Source organism: Burkholderia sp. R-40, assembly GCF_049942845.1.
Classification (GTDB): Bacteria; Pseudomonadota; Gammaproteobacteria; order Burkholderiales; family Burkholderiaceae; genus Burkholderia; species Burkholderia ambifaria.
The window spans coordinates 2,079,836-2,094,983 of sequence record NZ_CP187968.1; the positions used below are offsets into that span (position 1 = coordinate 2,079,836).

General features: G+C 69.0%; 16 protein-coding genes. 7 read left to right on the top strand and 9 right to left on the bottom strand.

Annotation, left to right across the window (positions count from 1 at the left end; translation table 11 throughout):
• Positions 1-166 precede the first annotated feature (166 nt).
• Positions 167-490, top strand: a complete 324-nt coding sequence (locus ACP26O_RS25745; RefSeq protein WP_175663167.1) for a hypothetical protein — start codon at positions 167-169, stop codon at positions 488-490.
• Positions 491-946: 456 nt separating this feature from the next.
• On the opposite strand, the gene ACP26O_RS25750 is transcribed toward ACP26O_RS25745, so the two are convergent.
• The gene (locus tag ACP26O_RS25750; protein ID WP_175663166.1) at positions 947-1,729 is read right to left on the bottom strand and encodes an ABC transporter substrate-binding protein; all 783 of its coding nucleotides are present in this window, start codon (positions 1,727-1,729) and stop codon (positions 947-949) included.
• A gap of 231 nt (positions 1,730-1,960) precedes the next feature.
• Here ACP26O_RS25750 and ACP26O_RS25755 point away from each other — a divergent pair, with 231 nt between their 5' ends.
• Positions 1,961-2,380, top strand: coding sequence for an MbcA/ParS/Xre antitoxin family protein (locus ACP26O_RS25755; protein WP_006754054.1), 420 nt, complete (start codon positions 1,961-1,963; stop codon positions 2,378-2,380).
• Between the two features lie 2 nt (positions 2,381-2,382).
• Entirely contained in the window at positions 2,383-3,078 is a 696-nt protein-coding gene (locus ACP26O_RS25760) for an RES family NAD+ phosphorylase (RefSeq protein WP_175663310.1), read from the top strand.
• Positions 3,079-3,135: 57 nt separating this feature from the next.
• Here the strand turns inward: ACP26O_RS25760 and ACP26O_RS25765 are convergent, their stop codons facing one another.
• A complete protein-coding gene (locus ACP26O_RS25765; protein ID WP_012365608.1) occupies positions 3,136-3,861 on the bottom strand; it encodes a metallophosphoesterase in 726 nt (241 codons plus the stop codon).
• Between the two features lie 134 nt (positions 3,862-3,995).
• On the opposite strand from ACP26O_RS25765, the gene ACP26O_RS25770 reads away from it, so the two are divergent.
• The gene (locus tag ACP26O_RS25770; RefSeq protein WP_011660476.1) at positions 3,996-4,649 is read left to right on the top strand and encodes a DUF1345 domain-containing protein; all 654 of its coding nucleotides are present in this window, start codon (positions 3,996-3,998) and stop codon (positions 4,647-4,649) included.
• 6 nt (positions 4,650-4,655) lie between these two features.
• Here the strand turns inward: ACP26O_RS25770 and ACP26O_RS25775 are convergent, their stop codons facing one another.
• Together ACP26O_RS25775 and ACP26O_RS25780 are read right to left on the bottom strand one after the other, a co-directional pair.
• A complete protein-coding gene (locus ACP26O_RS25775; RefSeq protein WP_175663165.1) occupies positions 4,656-5,324 on the bottom strand; it encodes a glutathione S-transferase in 669 nt (222 codons plus the stop codon).
• 122 nt (positions 5,325-5,446) lie between these two features.
• Complete coding sequence (locus tag ACP26O_RS25780; RefSeq protein ID WP_175663164.1) at positions 5,447-6,157, bottom strand: class I SAM-dependent methyltransferase; 711 nt, start codon at positions 6,155-6,157, stop codon at positions 5,447-5,449.
• Positions 6,158-6,458: 301 nt separating this feature from the next.
• Here ACP26O_RS25780 and ACP26O_RS25785 point away from each other — a divergent pair, with 301 nt between their 5' ends.
• Positions 6,459-8,102, top strand: coding sequence for a DUF3459 domain-containing protein (locus tag ACP26O_RS25785; protein WP_175663309.1), 1,644 nt, complete (start codon positions 6,459-6,461; stop codon positions 8,100-8,102).
• 68 nt (positions 8,103-8,170) lie between these two features.
• Here the strand turns inward: ACP26O_RS25785 and ACP26O_RS25790 are convergent, their stop codons facing one another.
• The 5 genes from ACP26O_RS25790 to ACP26O_RS25810 form a co-directional block, all read right to left on the bottom strand.
• Positions 8,171-8,755, bottom strand: coding sequence for a thiamine phosphate synthase (locus tag ACP26O_RS25790; RefSeq protein WP_175663163.1), 585 nt, complete (start codon positions 8,753-8,755; stop codon positions 8,171-8,173).
• A 37-nt stretch (positions 8,756-8,792) separates the two neighbouring features.
• On the bottom strand, positions 8,793-10,136 hold the full coding sequence (locus tag ACP26O_RS25795) for a hemolysin family protein (RefSeq protein ID WP_011658268.1): 1,344 nt from the start codon (positions 10,134-10,136) through the stop codon (positions 8,793-8,795).
• A gap of 77 nt (positions 10,137-10,213) precedes the next feature.
• On the bottom strand, positions 10,214-10,993 hold the full coding sequence (locus tag ACP26O_RS25800) for a sensor histidine kinase (protein ID WP_175663162.1): 780 nt from the start codon (positions 10,991-10,993) through the stop codon (positions 10,214-10,216).
• 67 nt (positions 10,994-11,060) lie between these two features.
• Positions 11,061-11,984 (bottom strand): DMT family transporter, encoded by a 924-nt coding sequence (locus tag ACP26O_RS25805; protein ID WP_175663161.1) that lies wholly within the window; start codon positions 11,982-11,984, stop codon positions 11,061-11,063.
• Between the two features lie 39 nt (positions 11,985-12,023).
• Positions 12,024-12,881, bottom strand: a complete 858-nt coding sequence (locus tag ACP26O_RS25810; RefSeq protein ID WP_012365617.1) for a LysR family transcriptional regulator — start codon at positions 12,879-12,881, stop codon at positions 12,024-12,026.
• A 109-nt stretch (positions 12,882-12,990) separates the two neighbouring features.
• Here ACP26O_RS25810 and ACP26O_RS25815 point away from each other — a divergent pair, with 109 nt between their 5' ends.
• The gene (locus ACP26O_RS25815) at positions 12,991-13,374 is read left to right on the top strand and encodes a tautomerase family protein (RefSeq protein ID WP_011658272.1); all 384 of its coding nucleotides are present in this window, start codon (positions 12,991-12,993) and stop codon (positions 13,372-13,374) included.
• Between the two features lie 126 nt (positions 13,375-13,500).
• Positions 13,501-15,132 (top strand): CHAD domain-containing protein, encoded by a 1,632-nt coding sequence (locus ACP26O_RS25820; protein WP_175663160.1) that lies wholly within the window; start codon positions 13,501-13,503, stop codon positions 15,130-15,132.
• Positions 15,133-15,148: the final 16 nt, after the last annotated feature.

Consider the following 15,148-nt stretch of genomic DNA (forward strand, 5'->3'; position numbering starts at 1 on the left):
GGCGGCATGTAAAGAGCGTGAAACGTTTCCTGTCGGCAGCCACCCGAATAACCCGGCAAACGCGGCCGGCGGCGTGCCGCCCGCGCCGGCAAAACTTTCCTGATCGTCCGCGCGCCTTGTCCGGCAAGGCATTGCCGCAGCGCACCCGCGGCCGCCCGCGCGCGACATGTTTCAGTTTCGTAACTTCCTGCATCTCTCGCCCGATCCGGCCGCGAGCTTGTCCGACGAAAGCCTTGTGCGGCCGGCTTCATCCGAAGCTGGCCCGCTCCTTGCGCTGATCGAGGTGCGAGAGTCGACGACGTGGCGTCCGGCCGGTTCGGCAGCGAACTCAAGAGCCGACAAGGACGCAGCCCACGGGGATGACCGGCGGGACGGGCAGCCAGCACTGCCCGGGTCCGACCGGCAGGGCCGTCGTCGTCGGATCGTCGGGGCACCGGCGAAGTCCGGTTGCCGGCACAAGCAACGGCACGAATACGGGGTAGAAAAATGATGAACGATCGCCAAACCACGCGGCCGGCCAGCCGCGAACGCAATGACTCGACCCATCGCCGGGCCTCCGCGCATCTTGCCGCCGGCCGGCATGCGTCGACAGGCCATCTCTGCGCGCCCGGTGCAAGGCGGATCCGGCTGATACCCGGTCATCCGCGCCGGGCCGGTACTTTTTCGCTGGCCAACCGGATCCGCCAGGGTATGTGCACCCGCGCGCCGGTTCGGCTGCGCCCGCTCTTCGCGTATTGACGTCGCACGCGGGCCATCGCCCGCGGACGTCAGCGGTTTGCAATCCGAATGAAGCGCGGGATCAGACGGTGCGGTATCAGGCGGTACCGCGCGGTCGATGAAACCGGCGCGACGGCAAACGTCAGGGAGGCGTTGCCGTCCGGCGCTTGGGGGAGGGGCGGTCCGGCCGCGCGCGACGGGCATCACACCCGTCGCGCGCGACGCCGCTTCAGCCGCCGTAGATATCGAAGTCGAAGTACTTCGACGCGAGCCGCTTGTAGGTGCCGTCCTTGACCATGTCGAGGATCGCGCGGTCGATCTTCGCCTTCAGGTCGGTGTCTTCCTTGCGCAGCCCGATGCCGGCGCCGATGCCGAGCACCTTCTCGTCGATGAGTTCGGGCCCGACGAACTGGTAGCCCGCGCCGCGCGGCGACTTCAGGAACCCGATCGCGGCCTGCACCTCGTCCTGCAGCGCGGCGTCGAGGCGGCCCGACGTGAGGTCCGCATACACGCCGTCCTGGTTCTGGTACGACACGACGTTCGCGCCTTGCTTCGCCCAGTACGCCTTCGCATACGCTTCCTGCGTCGTGCCCTGCTCGACGCCGATCGACTTGCCCTTCAGCGATTCGGCCGTCGGCAGCAGCGATGAACCCTTCTTCACGACGAGCCGCGTCGGCTGGTTGTAGATCTTCGTCGTGAAGCCGATCTGTTCCGCGCGCTGCGACGTGATCGACATCGACGACAGCACCGCGTCGAACTTCTTCGCCTTCAGCGCCGGGATCATGCCGTCGAAATCGTTCTCCAGCCACACGCACTTCGCCTTCAGCCGCGCGCAGATTTCGTTGCCGAGATCGATGTCGAAGCCGACGAGCTTGCCGTCGGGCGCCTTCGATTCGAACGGCGCGTAGCTGGCGTCGGTGCCGAAGCGCAGCGTGGTCCAGTCCTTCGCGACGGCGGGACCCGCCGATACCGCGAGCAGGGCGATCGAAACGGCGGCAATCAGTCTCTTCATGATGGTTCCTTGGCGTGGTCTATCCGGTTCTCGGCGACTCGGTTGCTGTAGACACGCACCGCATGGCGATGCGCTGTCCGCACGGCCATTAACGCAGAAAATAAAATATTCGTCCAGAATGGACAAAAAATATCGTCTTGTCGAAGGAAATGCCGATGTCGGGGGGCGACCCTTGCAAAAATACCGAAATGGACTAATCTTGTTAGTGAATTCATTTCGAGACTAACGCTCATGACACAGCCCGCCTTCGATCCGTATTCCGCCCCGCGGCAGGCTTCGGTCGCGCAGATGTCGGCGGCCGGCCTGCGTGCGTTCTTCAACATCGCGCGCGACTGGGAGCTGACGATCGACGAACAGATCGTGCTGCTCGGGTCGCCCGGCCGTTCGACGTTCTTCAAGTGGAAGGCAGCGCCGGAATCGGCCCGCCTGCCGCGCGACACGCTCGAGCGGCTATCGCTGCTGCTCGGCATCTACAAGGCGCTGCAGATCCTGTTGCCGCAGCCGGCTGCCGCCGATACCTGGGTCAAGCGGCCCAACGACGCCGCGCCGTTCGGCGGCAAGCGCGCGCTCGACCGGATGCTCGCCGGCAACGTCGGCGATCTGGTCGCCGTCCGGCAATATCTCGACGCGATGCGAGGTGGCTGGGCGTGACGATGCCGATCGAAGCGCAATCCTGGCCCACGACCGTCGTCGACTGGACGCCTGCCTATCGCGTGATTCCCACCCGTTTCCCCGCCATCAACCTGTTCGACCGCGTCGCGTCCGCGGAGGATTTCGATGCGCTCTATGCGCTCGAATCGCTGACCAACGACCGCATCCGCAACGAAGTCGGCACGCTCGAACTCGTGCCGCCGGCCGAGCGTCGCTACGGCCAGGGCTGGGGGCCGATCATGGCCGCGTTCACCCACCTGAATCCGCAGGGCAGCCGCTTTTCCGACGGCAGCTACGGCGTGTTCTACTGCGGGCGGTCGCGCGATACGGCGATCGCCGAAACGCGCTATCACAGCGGGCTGTTCATGTCCGCGACGAAGGAGCCGCCGATGCGCCAGCAGATGCGGCTCTACACGGTGTACGCGCACGGCGAAGTCGCCGACGTGCGCACATGGCCGCAGCGCAGCCCGGCGCTGCTCGATCCGCTCGATTACAGCGCAGGGCAGGCGCTCGGCCGCGCGGTGCGCCATGCGGGTGGCGCGGGAATCGTCTATCCGTCGGTGCGCGACGCAGGCGGCGAATGTCTCGCGGCGTTTCGCACGACGCTGCTGCGCGACTGTCATCACGCTGCGTATCTCGAATACAACTGGAACGGTTCCGCGATCGATGCGGTGTTCGAATTGAACCAGGTGGGCTAGCGGGGGAGGCTCGCGCGCGCAAACGCGTGCGCGTGCTTCCGCCAAGCCGCTGCCGGCCTACGGCAGCGGCAACTCGCCCGCGTGACGGGCGCGCGCGTCGGCCTGGGTGAGCGACCACATGTCGCCCGTGCGCGGTTCGACGATCGTCAGTCGTCCGGACGGCGCGAAAGCGCCGGTATCGATGAACCATTGCGCGCCGATGCGCTGCGGCGCGCGCACGGGCGTATGACCGGTGCAGGTCAATGACAGGCCGGCCTGCAGGGCCGGGTCGGCGAGCCCCTGGACCAGGTCGCGCCCCCACATCAGCCGCTCGCGCACGTCGTGCGAATAGCTGCCGGTGTCGAGTTCGGCGTCCGGACCGAAGAATTCCGCATGCAGCACGTTGAAGCGCGCGGCGCCGTCGCCGACCACGCGCACGAGCGGCAGCGCGTCGACGCGTGCCGCATGCGCGTGCAGCCGCTCCGGCGGGAGATCGGCGCCCCAGTCGCCGCCGATCCCGCGCCATGCATCGGGCGGCAGCTTGCCGCGCGACACGAGGCTCAGCACTTCTTCGTGATTGCCGCGCACGACGTGGCACCACGGGCGGTCGAGCAGCGTGAGCGTGGTTTCGGACGCGGGGCCGCGATCGACGAGATCGCCGACCGAGAACAGCCGGTCGCAAGCCGGATCGAAGCCGATGTCGTGCAGCAGCGCGCGCAGCACATCCACGCAGCCATGCAGATCGCCGACGACGAAGTCGCGGCCGGCCGCGTTCGCGGGATGGTGGCAGAGGGCGGGTGTCATCCCGATATCTTAGGCGCTCGCGGCCATCGCAACGACATGCCGGAATGGCGATAATCGGGGCGCTACCCGCCGGCGACGCGCAGCGGCCCTTCGCGCGCCGGCGGGACCTTTCCATTCGCTTTCGGAATCACACGATGACGCTTTATCCGCAGGTATTACGCAACCGGCCGCGCATGGTCGCCGCCTTCGTCGCGGGCGTGGCGTGCGCGGTGCTGCTGCCGCTCCAGTTGCGGCCGACCGCGCGCGTGCTGATCGGCTGGGATTGCACGGTCTGGCTGTATCTCGTGCTGATGTGGGTGCGCATGGTCACCGCGCATCATCACAAGGTGCGCGAAGTCGCGATCCGCGAGGACGAGAACGCGACGACCGTGCTGACCGTCATCTGCCTCGCGACGGTCGCGAGCGTCGCCGCGATTGCGATCGAGCTCGCGACCGCAAAGAGCGTCGGCTTTCGCGCGGGGCTTGGCCATTACGCGATCACGGCCGCGACGCTGTTCGGCGCGTGGTTCCTGATTCCGACGATCTTCACGCTGCACTACGCGCGGCTCTATTACGGCTCGCCGACCGGCGATCGCTGGCTGCGCTTTCCCGACCGCAATCCCGAGCCCGACTACTGGGATTTCCTGTATTTCTCGTTCACGATCGCGGTCGCGTCGCAGACGGCCGACGTGTCGCTCGCGAACCGCTCCGCGCGCCGCGCGGTGCTCGCGCAGTCGATCCTGTCGTTCTACTTCAACATGGCCGTGCTCGGGCTGTCGATCAACGTCGCGGCGGGGCTGCTGAGCTGACGCGGGTTATTTCAGGAGTTCGTACGGACCGCCGCGCTCGAGCGCGCGGCGGTAAGCGGGCCGCGCGTGGATGGTTTCGAGAAAGCGTGCGATCGCCGGATACCTGCCGCCGTCGCCGCGCGCCATCGCGGCTTCGAGCGGGAAGCTCATCTGGATGTCGGCCGCGCTGAAGCTGCCGCCGACGAACCAGCCCGTGCGCGTCAGCGCGCCGTCGATATGATCGAGATGCAGCGCGATCTGCGGATCGACGAAGCCCGCTTGCAGCGTCGCGGCGATCTTGCGCGCGATCGGCCGCGCGAAGAACGGCATCGGCGCATGCGCGATCCGCAACGCGACGAGCTTCAGCAGCAGCGGCGGCATCGCCGACCCTTCCGCGTAGTGCAGCCAGTACGTGTAGTCGTGCCGCTCGGGCGTGCCGCTCGACGGCGCGAGGCGGCCGTTGCCGTGGCGTTCGACCAGGTACTCGATGATCGCGCCCGATTCGGCGATCGTGCGGCCGTCGTCGGTGACGACGGGCGACTTGCCGAGCGGATGGATCGCGCGCAGCGCGGGCGGCGCGAGCATCGTTTTCGGATCGCGCGCGTAGCGCACGATCTCGTACGGCACATCCAGTTCTTCGAGCAGCCAGAGCACGCGCTGCGAACGCGAGTTGTTCAGGTGATGGACGGTCAGCATGTCGAGGCCGGAAGAGGGGCGGGAACGACATCATACCGAGCGCGGGTGACGCCCGGCACGTCGGGCTGCCGCGCGATGGTCCAGTGCGTCGAGCGGCGCGCGTCACCCGTCGTTGCGCCTCGTCACGCGGCGCGGCGCAACGCGATCCACGCGCCCCAGAACAGGCTCGAGAAAAAGCGCAGCGGCGCATCGAAACCCGCATCGTCCAGCAGTTCGAACACGGCTTCCTCGGAAGCCGGCGGATCGGCGCCCTGCAGGATTTTCGCCAGCTGCGCACGCACCGCGTCGGGCGTCGCGCCCTTCATGCGCCAGCGCTGCTGCCACGCATCGAGCAGCCGCGGGTGGTCCGCGTAGCGGCGATGATTGCCCGCGATCACGAGCGGCGCGCCGGGCTTCACGCGGCGCGCGATGGCGTCCAGCAGCGCGGCCTTCGCCGTGTCGCCGGGCACGTGATGCAGCACGCCGATCAGCGTCGCGCCGTCGAACGCCGGCGCGTCGGGCAGCGCATCGATGCCGGCCTCGATGAAGTGCGTGCGGCCGGCGAAACCCGCCGCTTCGACGTTGGCGCGCGCGAGCGCGAGCATCGGCGCGGACGGATCGACGGCCGTGAACCGCCAGCCCGGTTCGAGCGCGGCGGGCACGCAGATTTCCTGCCCCGTGCCGCCTGCACCTACCACGAGGATCCGCGCATCGGCTGCGCGGATCGACGACGCAAGCATGCACGCGGCGAGTTCGTGGCATGCGTCGTAGCCGGCGAGTGCGATGCGGGACTGTTCGGCGTATTCGTGCGCGCGTGCCGGATCGAACTTCGCGGCGCTGGCGGGGAGTGACATGGCGGATGCCTCGGGTTCTTGCGCGGACGGGGTGTCCACGCGCATCGCACCGAGCGTAAGCGGCGGTCGGCGGCGCAACAAGGCGAGCGGCCATTCCGGTATGCGGACTACCCGACTCGGTGCGCGTCGCACGCAAACGTTGTCGGGGTCGATTCGCATTTAAAAATGTGAGGAATCAATACGTTTCAGAACTGAAACAGGTGCATACTTTTCTTCCCCCCTGCCTGGCCGTCGCATGCCGGGCCCGCTGCGCCGCGCGGTTCGCGCGGCCATGCTGCTCGGCACGCATGAGGAGCGCATGATGTCAGATTGTTCGCACGATCCGTATGCGCAGCACTACATTCACTGCCTGCCGTTCGGCGCGCAGCCCTGCGGTGCGCTCGGCAAGTCGCCGCGCACGCATTTCCGCGTGTGGGCGCCGGCCAGCATGCACGTTCAGCTCGAACTCGATACCGGTAATGGCACGACGCTCGTCCCGATGACGGCCGCCGGTCGGAACTGGTTCGAAGCGTTCGTCGAATGCGGTGCGGGCGCGCGTTACCGTTATCGGCTCGACGATGTCGTGTCGATTCCCGATCCCGCGTCGCGTTCGCAGCCCGACGGGCTCAACGGCCCGAGCGAGGTCATCGATCCGCGCGCGTTCACGTGGCGCAACACGTTCTGGCGCGGACGTCCGTGGGAAGACATCGCGCTGTATGCGATTCGTCCGCACGCGGTGGGCGGCTTCGACGGCGTGCGCCGCCGGCTGCCGCAGCTCGCGCGTCTCGGCGTGACGGCGCTGGAGTTGCTCGCGTCGCCGCACGACAGCCTGCCGTTCGCGCCGCTCGCGGCCGAGGGCGGCCCGGATGCATTGAAGGCGTTGATCGACGACGCGCACGGCTACGGTCTCGCGGTGCTGCTGGAGCTCGATTACGCGCGCTTCGGCAGCGGCACCGACGCGCTGCGCCATTACGCGGTGCCGTTCTTCCATACGCGCGACGATCCGCTGCAGGCGCCGCCGCTCGCGCTCGATCATCCGGAAGTCTGCGACTTCTTCTGCGACAACGCGATGTACTGGATCGACGAATACCGTTGCGACGGGCTGCGGCTGCGCGAGGCCGACCGGATCGGCACGTCGTGGCTGCGCGAGATCGCCGACCGCGTGCGCGCGGCCGTGCCGGCCGACCGGCTGATCCACCTCGTGCTAGGCAGCGAGCGTCATCCGGTACATCTGGCCGATACCCATTTCGATGCCCAGTGGAACGGTTGCGGCGAACGCGCGCTGCATCGGTTGACGGACCGCGGCGCGACCGCTCACGAAGGGATTTCGGCACACCAGTCGATCCATACGCTGGCTCGTGCATTGACTGCGGCCGGCGCGGCGTTCCAGCCGGCTGCCACTGGCGACGGCCCCTGCGCCGAAGGGCTGGCGCTGACGTCGCTGGTGCTGTCCGACGGCGTATGGCGCGAGAGCGAGCATGGCGAGCTCGAGACGCCGGGGCTCGCCGCGCTCGCGCTGTCGCTGCTGACGCCGCAGATCCCGCTGATCTTCGACGAAACCGCGCGCGATGCCGATCGAGCGCATTTCGTGCAGTCGGCGCTCGCCGTGCGCGCGAAGCTGATTGCGCCGCGGCTGGCCGATTGCCGGCCGCGGGAAGCGCACACGTTGAAGGCGGGCGGTGACGGCGATGCCGATGCGCTAGTGGCGTCGTGGCAGCTTGCCGATGACGAGACGCTGACCATCGCACTGAACCTGTCGCCCGACGCGCTGCCGTTCGATGCGCCAAGAGGGCAGATCGTGTTCGAGACGCCGGCGCGCGCGCGCGACCGGATCGACGAGGGGGATTTGCCGCCGTATTCGCTCGTTGCGTGGCTGACGGGGGACGTCAACCACTACGCGCTCACGCACGACGTGCGCCGGCTCGACGACAGCACATGGCGCGGCATGCGTGCCGATCTGAACTGAACGCTTAAGGCGCGTAACGCGTGTAACGCGCGGAAGGCCGGGCGCTGGCGCGCCCGGCCGCACTCCACTCACCAGAAACTTCGAATGCCCGCGACGCCATACGCGCCGTGGCGGCGCGCGTCGTCGAGATGCGCGCGCGTCATGCCGCCGAGCGCATAGACCGGCATGACGGCCTGCGCGGCCAATGCCGCGAAGCGCGTCCAGCCGAGCGTCGGCGCGCCGGGATGGCTGAGTGTCGGCAACACGGGTGACAGCGTGACGAAATCCACGCCTGCGCGCGCGGCCAGCACGAGATCATCGGCCGCATGGCACGCGGCCGACACGCGGCGCGCGGCCGGCAACGGCCGCTGCGCGACGGCGCGCAGCGCGGCGCTGTCGAGGTGCCAGCCCGCGCCGTCGAGCTGCATCACGCCGGCCGCGTCGATTGGCCCGTTGAGCATCAGTTGCGCGCCGGCCGCGGTGCAGCGCGCGAGCGCATCGGCGGCCAGCCGCGCGAACGCGGCCGCGTCGAACGACTTCACGCGCAACTGCACGAGTGTCTCGCCGCGCGCGAGCACGGCCGATAGCCGCTCGAGGAACGCCTGGCAATCGGCGGCCGACGCGGACGCCGGCTCCGGCGTGATCACGCAGCAGCGCGCCAGCGTCGCGCTCATCGCGTGCAGCGAGGGCGCGGAGGGCGAGCGGCGGCCGTCATTCGTCGGCCTCCTTCGCGGTCTTCGGATAGACGCGCACCAGCACGATGCGCGGGCCGTTCATCTTCTTCACGACGACGTCGAAGCGATCGAACGACACGCGCTGCCCTTCGGTCGGCAAATCGCTCAACGCCTGGATCACGAGGCCACCGACCGATTCCGCGCGGCCTTCGTCGATGTCGATGCCGAGCGCCTGCTCGAGCGACACGACGGGCAGGCTGCCCTTGCCCATCAGCGTGCCGTCGTCGAGGCGGGTCCAGTCGGCGTCGCCTTGGCGGAATTCGTCGTGGATCTGGCCGACCAGCGCGCCGAGCAGGTTGTCGAGCGTCAGGAAACCGATCGGCTTTTCGCCCTTATTGCCGACCAGCGCGAAGTGCGGCGCGCCCTTGCGGAAGCGGCGGAACAGCTCCAGCGCCGGCGTGTCGGGCTTCACGTACTGCACCGGGCGCACGTAGTCGGAGAGATCCTCCAGCGCCGCGCCCGCATGACGCGCGAGCAGCAGGTCCTTCAGGTGGATCAGCCCGCTGACCTGTTCGCGCGACGTATTCTCGAACAGCGGATAGCGGCTGAAGCGGTGCCGCGCGACGATTTCCATGTTGTCGGGCAGCGGCAGGTCGCGGCGCAGGCCGATCATTTCGTGCGCCGGCCGCATCAGATCCGACACCGTCATCGACGAGAAATCGAGCGAATGCGCGAGCGTGTTCCACTCGTCGTTGGTGTACGTGCCGCGCGCGGGCTGCGCCGTGTTGCCCGCGGCGCTGCGGCGGCCGCGCAGGATCAGCTTCAGTTCGTCGGTCGAGTAGTGCGCATCGCCGCCGTGGTCGGCCGACAGCCCCGCGAGCCTCAGCACCGCGTTCGCGCTGCTGTTGAGCACCCAGATCGCCGGATACATCGCCCAGTAGAACGCATAGAGCGGCAGCGCGACCCACAGGCCGACCTTCTCCGACTGGCGGATCGCCATCGATTTCGGCGCAAGCTCGCCGACCACGATGTGCAGGAATGAGATCAGCGAGAACGCGAACACGAGCGAGATCAGGTGCACGATGCGTTCGGACTCTACGCCGATCAGGTCGAGCAGCGGGCCGATCAGTTCCGCGAACGCCGGCTCGCCGACCCAGCCGAGGCCGAGCGATGCGAGCGTGATGCCGAGCTGGCACGCGGACAGATACGCGTCGAGTCGACCGTGCACGACGGCGAGGATGCGCCCGCGCAGGCCGTGCTTGCGGGCAAGCGTCTTGACGCGCGTCGCGCGCAGTTTGACGAGGCCGAATTCGGCTGCGACGAAAAACCCGTTCAGGGCCACCAGGAACAACGCGCCGATGAGCGCGAAGATCTGTAACAAAGAATCGCTCCAGTCATGACAGGCCCAACAGTATAGGGCCGGAAAGGAAGTTGTAATGTATCGGACGGCCGAATGGCTTAGCCCGCCGCCTCGCACGGAACCGCGAGCGACAGCGTGACGACGGCGCCGTCGGCGAACGCGGCGTGCGTGAAGGTGCCGCCGTGCGCGAGCGCGACACGCTGGCACAGCGCGAGCACCCACGCGACGCGCTTCGCGTCGCGCGAGCGCAGCATCTCGCGACGTGCGAACGCGTCGAACGCGTGCGGCAGCGCCGGATCGGCGAGCGCGGCGGCGCTCACGCCGCAGGTGACATGCGCGACGCACTGCGCGCCGTCGCGCGTGCACGCGAACGTCACGCGGTTGCCGGCGGCACTGGCTTCGACGGCCGTCGTCAGCATCGTCCAGAGCGCCTGTGCGAGGCGTTCGCGATCGGCGCTCAGTGACGGCTCGCCGTCGGGCAGCGTCGCATCGATGCTCACCTGCCGGGCGTCGGCGAGCGCGAAGCGCACCAGCGCGAGCGTGTCGTCGAGCAGCGGGCGCAGCGCGAACGGCTGCGCGGCGATCGCCAGCGTGCGCGTTTCCGCGCGCGGCGCGTCGAGCACGTCATCGATCAGCGCAACCTGCTGATCGATCCCGGTGCGGATGCCCGCGAGCGCGCGCTGCAGGCTCGGGTCGGCGCTCGCGAGCTGGCGCTCGAGCACGTACGCCCAGCTGTGCATTGCATTCAGCGGGCTGCGCAGGTCGTGCGACGCGGTGGAAAGCGCCTGGTCGCGCAGGAACAGCGCGGCCTCGGCGGCATAGTGCGCTGCGCGTTCGCGCAGCAGGTCGGCGGCAGGGTCGACGGGAATGGACGTCACGGAGCTGGTTTGTTGGATGCGGTTGGCATGAAAAACACGCGAATCGTCATTATAGGGATCGCGCGTGTCACGCCGGCAGCGCGTCCTCGTCCTTTTTCCGGGCGTCGCCGTTCGGCAGCAACTGGCAGGCGAGCAGGCCGGCCAGCATCAGCGCGCAGCCGACCAGCGCGCGCAGCGTCAGCGTCTCGCCGAGCGCGGCCCAGCCGGCGATCGCCGCGAACACGCCTTCCATGCTGAAGATCACGGCCGCGTGCGCGGGCGCCGCGTCGCGCTGCGCGACGACCTGCAGCGTATAGCCGACGCCCACCGACAGCAGCCCGCCGTACAGCAGCGTCGGCAGCGCGCTGCGCAGCATCGCGACGCTGACCGGCTCGATCACGAGGCCGGCCGCGAGACACAGCGTGCCGCACGTGACGAACTGCAGGAAGGCGAGCACGAGCGGATCGTGCCGTTTCGCGAAATGGCCGACGGCCATCACGTGCGCGGCGATGATGACCGCGCCCGCGAGCTGGAACCAGTCGCCGTAGAGCACCGAGAAATGCTCGTCGATGCTGAGGAAATACAGGCCGATCGCCGCGAGCAGCGCGCCGAACCACGTGCCGGCGCCGATCCGGTGGCGCACGAACACGCCGATCAGCGGCACGATCACGACGTACAGCGAGCTGATGAAGCCCGCGTTCGCGATGCGCGTGTACTGCAGGCCGAACTGCTGCAGCGAGATCGACACGGCGAGCAGCGCGCCGAGCGCGAGCCCCGGCACCAGCAGCGCCGGTTCGCGGCGAATCGCCGCCAGTTGCGCGCGCGACGCCGTGTTGAACGTCAGCAGCGGAATCAGCACCAGGCCGCCGAGCAGAAAGCGCAGCCCCGTGAACAGGAACGGCCCGATCACGTCGAGGCTCAGCCGTTGCGCGACGAAGGCCGAGCCCCAGATCGCGGCGGCGCCGAGCATCAGCAGGTTGGCGCGGAGGTGCTTGCGGGCTTCGGGCTTCATCGAATTCTTCAGAGGATTGCGGGCGGCGAAGCGCGTAGTTTACGCCGAGATTGCAAGACTGTCGGCAAACCTCCGCAAGGCGGCGGCCGCGCGGGTGTCGCGCACGCGCGAATACAACACGACCTGCGAGTGCGGCAGCGGCGGCAAGCCGAATTTCGCGCCGACGTCGACCAGCGTGCGCGGCGCGACGCGCCGGGCCAGCGGGCAGACCGCGAGCCCGGCCGCGGCGGCGGCCGCGACCGCCGCGACGCCGCCGCCCGTGAAGCGCTCACGCCACGGCCGCCCCGCGTGCTCCAGCGCGCGCAGCGCGGCGGCTCGCACGCCGCACGGCCCGGCCAGCACCGCGAGCGGCAGCGGCTCGCCCGCACGCGGCGCCCAGTCGGGCGCGGCGAGCCAGGCGAGCGGTTCGGTAAACAGCAGCGTGCCATCGTCGCGCGGCGGGTCCTCGCCCGGCTCGTGCCGCACGATCGCCGCGTCGAGCCGGCGTTCGTCGTATTGCGCGAGCAGGTTCGACGACGTCCCCAGATGCATTTCCAGCGACAGCCCGGGATCCTGCCGATGCAGGCTCGTCAGCACGGCCGGCAGGTCGGGCACCGCGACGTGCTCGCTGACGCCCAGCGACAGCCGGTGCACGCCGGCCGAAATCGCGCCGAGCGCGTGGTCGTGCGCGTCGAGCAGCGCGCGGGCGGCCGGCAGGAAGTTTTCGCCGTCCGCCGCCAGCTTGACGACGCGCGGCGTGCGCGCGAGCAGCGGCTTGCCGAGGTGGGCTTCGAGCCGCTTCAGCTTCAGGCTGACGGCCGACTGCGTGGTGCCGAGCGCGTCGGCGGCGCGCGTGAAGCTCGCGAGATCGGCGACCAGCACGAACGCGCGCACCGCATCGAGGTCGAGGACTTTCATTTCAGATGTAAATGAATGAAATATGGATAGATGACTGTTCATTATAGTTCTGCGCGCCTAACCTGACGTTGCGTTCCCGATTTTCAATATCACCGAAAGGAGCAGGACCATGCCATTCACCCGAATCGCAGTGCGCGAAGGCAAACCGGCCGCCTACCGCGCGGCGCTCGTCGACGGCGTGCATCGCGCGCTGATGCACACGTTCAACGTGCCCGAGGACGACATCTTCATGGTCGTGACCGAGCACTCGGCCGAGAACTTCGTGTTCGGCCGCCACTACTTCGACATCGAACGCAGCGACGATCTCGTGATGATCCAGATCACCGCGAACAACACGCGCACGCTCGAGCAGAAACGGGCGCTGTACCGGACCATCACCGAGAACCTCGCGCGGCAGCCCGGCGTGCGGCAGCAGGACGTGTTCATCAGTCTCGTGGAAGTGCTGAAGGAGGACTGGTCGTTCGGCAACGGCATCGCGCAATACGCCGTTTGATGCGCGACAGGGCGACAGGGCCGGATCGTCGCCCGCGCGTTTTCGCGCCGTGTACTATGGAAGCCGATTCGCGGACGACGCCGGCACGCAGGATGAACCGGCGCTTCTTCATGTGCGGGAGCCTCCATGTCGCGTGTGCTGGAAATCGTGTTGTGCCTGTCGCTGGATGCCTGGCAAGTCAAGTCGGGAAGCCGGGCCCGTGGCGAGCCGCGCGACTTCGGCGCCGAACTCGTCCGTGCGTGGCGCATCTGTCCGCAGGTGCGGATGCGGCGCGGCCACGAGCGCGTGACGATCGAGCCGTGCCAGGTCGAGGAGGCCGAGCCGAACCCCGGCGAGTGCTGGTGGACGTGGATCGAGTCGAACGCGCAGGGGCGGCGTGTCGTCGCGTCCCGCACGAAGGCATTTGCGCCCGGCGTCATGGCGCGCGAGCGGTTCGACGCCGAGCATGCCGGCATTGCCGTTGCCACGCCGCCGTCCGCGCCGGCGCCGCGCACTGATGCGGAATCGGCGTCGGCCACCGGCGCGGATACGACACCCGGCCCCGTTGACGAAGCGGCCGTCGCCGCGTCGTCCGGGCCGGCGCCGTTGCGGCTCGTCGCCGAGCGGCGGCGCGGGCGATGGGCGGACGACAGCGGCGTGGTGGTCGAGATGACGCTCGACGACGTCATGCTGCACGGGGGCGCCGAGCTGCCGCGCCGCCATGTCGAGCTGCGCCTGGCGGCGCCCGACTGGGAAACCGTCCCCGCCCGCACGGCCGCGCTGCACGCGTTGTTCGCCGCCGCGCGCGAGCTCAGCGGCGCATGGCCCGCGTTCATGCAGCTGACCAGCGTGATCGATCGCGCGTGCGCGGGCGAGCCGGGCGTCACCGGGCCGGTCAAGGCGAAACTCGTCGATCTGACCGGCATCCGCACGCAGCGAACCGCGCTGTTCGCGCTGTCCGGCGACATCGCCGCGCAATGGCTCGGCAACGAGGGCGGCGTGCTCGATCGCGACGATCCCGAATTCGTGCACCAGATGCGCGTCGCGCTGCGCCGGCTGCGCACGCTGATGCGCTTCTTTCCGCGCTTCGCGGACGATCAGTGGCAGGAAACCTTCGGTGTCGACCTGCGCTGGCTCGCGTCGCTCCTCGGCACGGTGCGCGACTGGGACGTGTTTTCGACCGAAAGCGTGCCCGCGCTGATCGCGGCCGATGGCGGCAGCGCCGACTGGAACGGCACGCTCGACGCCGCGCGTGCGCAGGCGACGGCGGCGCGCATCGAACTGCGCCAGGCGCTGCATTCGGCACGCTATGCGCGGCTGACGCTCGGCTGGCTCGAATGGCTGAGCACGCTCGCGCTGCCGCCGGCCGCCGGCGACGACGACGCGCCGTCGCTGCGGCGACACGCGACCAAGCGCGTGCGGCGGCTGTTCGGCCATCTGTATGCATCGCCGTCGCTCACGTCGCTCGATACGGCCGCGCGGCACCAGGTGCGGATCGACGCGAAGCGGCTGCGCTATGCGCTCGAATTCTTCGCGTCGCTCGCGTCGCGCCGCACGCGCAACGAAACGGTCAAGACGCTCGCGCGCGTGCAGAGCGTGCTCGGCGAAGCGAACGACACGATGGTCGCGCAGCATCATCTCGAGCAACTGGCGGCGCCCGCGTACCAGCTCGGTTTCGTGCGCGGCTACGGTGCCGCGCTCGAGCAGCGCGCGGCGCGCGACGCCGAGGCGCTGCTCGCGAGCCTGCGTCCGCCGAGACTCGACGGCAAGCCGCGTTGAGCGGCGCGCGCTCCCT

Coding starts and splice junctions, on each gene's coding strand:
- ACP26O_RS25745 (WP_175663167.1), top strand. CDS start 167: ATGTTTCAGTTTCGTAACTTCCTGCATCTCTCGCCCGATCCGGCCGCG.
- ACP26O_RS25750 (WP_175663166.1), bottom strand. CDS start 1,729: ATGAAGAGACTGATTGCCGCCGTTTCGATCGCCCTGCTCGCGGTATCG.
- ACP26O_RS25755 (WP_006754054.1), top strand. CDS start 1,961: ATGACACAGCCCGCCTTCGATCCGTATTCCGCCCCGCGGCAGGCTTCG.
- ACP26O_RS25760 (WP_175663310.1), top strand. CDS start 2,383: ATGCCGATCGAAGCGCAATCCTGGCCCACGACCGTCGTCGACTGGACG.
- ACP26O_RS25765 (WP_012365608.1), bottom strand. CDS start 3,861: ATGACACCCGCCCTCTGCCACCATCCCGCGAACGCGGCCGGCCGCGAC.
- ACP26O_RS25770 (WP_011660476.1), top strand. CDS start 3,996: ATGACGCTTTATCCGCAGGTATTACGCAACCGGCCGCGCATGGTCGCC.
- ACP26O_RS25775 (WP_175663165.1), bottom strand. CDS start 5,324: ATGCTGACCGTCCATCACCTGAACAACTCGCGTTCGCAGCGCGTGCTC.
- ACP26O_RS25780 (WP_175663164.1), bottom strand. CDS start 6,157: ATGTCACTCCCCGCCAGCGCCGCGAAGTTCGATCCGGCACGCGCGCAC.
- ACP26O_RS25785 (WP_175663309.1), top strand. CDS start 6,459: ATGTCAGATTGTTCGCACGATCCGTATGCGCAGCACTACATTCACTGC.
- ACP26O_RS25790 (WP_175663163.1), bottom strand. CDS start 8,755: ATGAGCGCGACGCTGGCGCGCTGCTGCGTGATCACGCCGGAGCCGGCG.
- ACP26O_RS25805 (WP_175663161.1), bottom strand. CDS start 11,984: ATGAAGCCCGAAGCCCGCAAGCACCTCCGCGCCAACCTGCTGATGCTC.
- ACP26O_RS25810 (WP_012365617.1), bottom strand. CDS start 12,881: ATGAAAGTCCTCGACCTCGATGCGGTGCGCGCGTTCGTGCTGGTCGCC.
- ACP26O_RS25815 (WP_011658272.1), top strand. CDS start 12,991: ATGCCATTCACCCGAATCGCAGTGCGCGAAGGCAAACCGGCCGCCTAC.
- ACP26O_RS25820 (WP_175663160.1), top strand. CDS start 13,501: ATGTCGCGTGTGCTGGAAATCGTGTTGTGCCTGTCGCTGGATGCCTGG.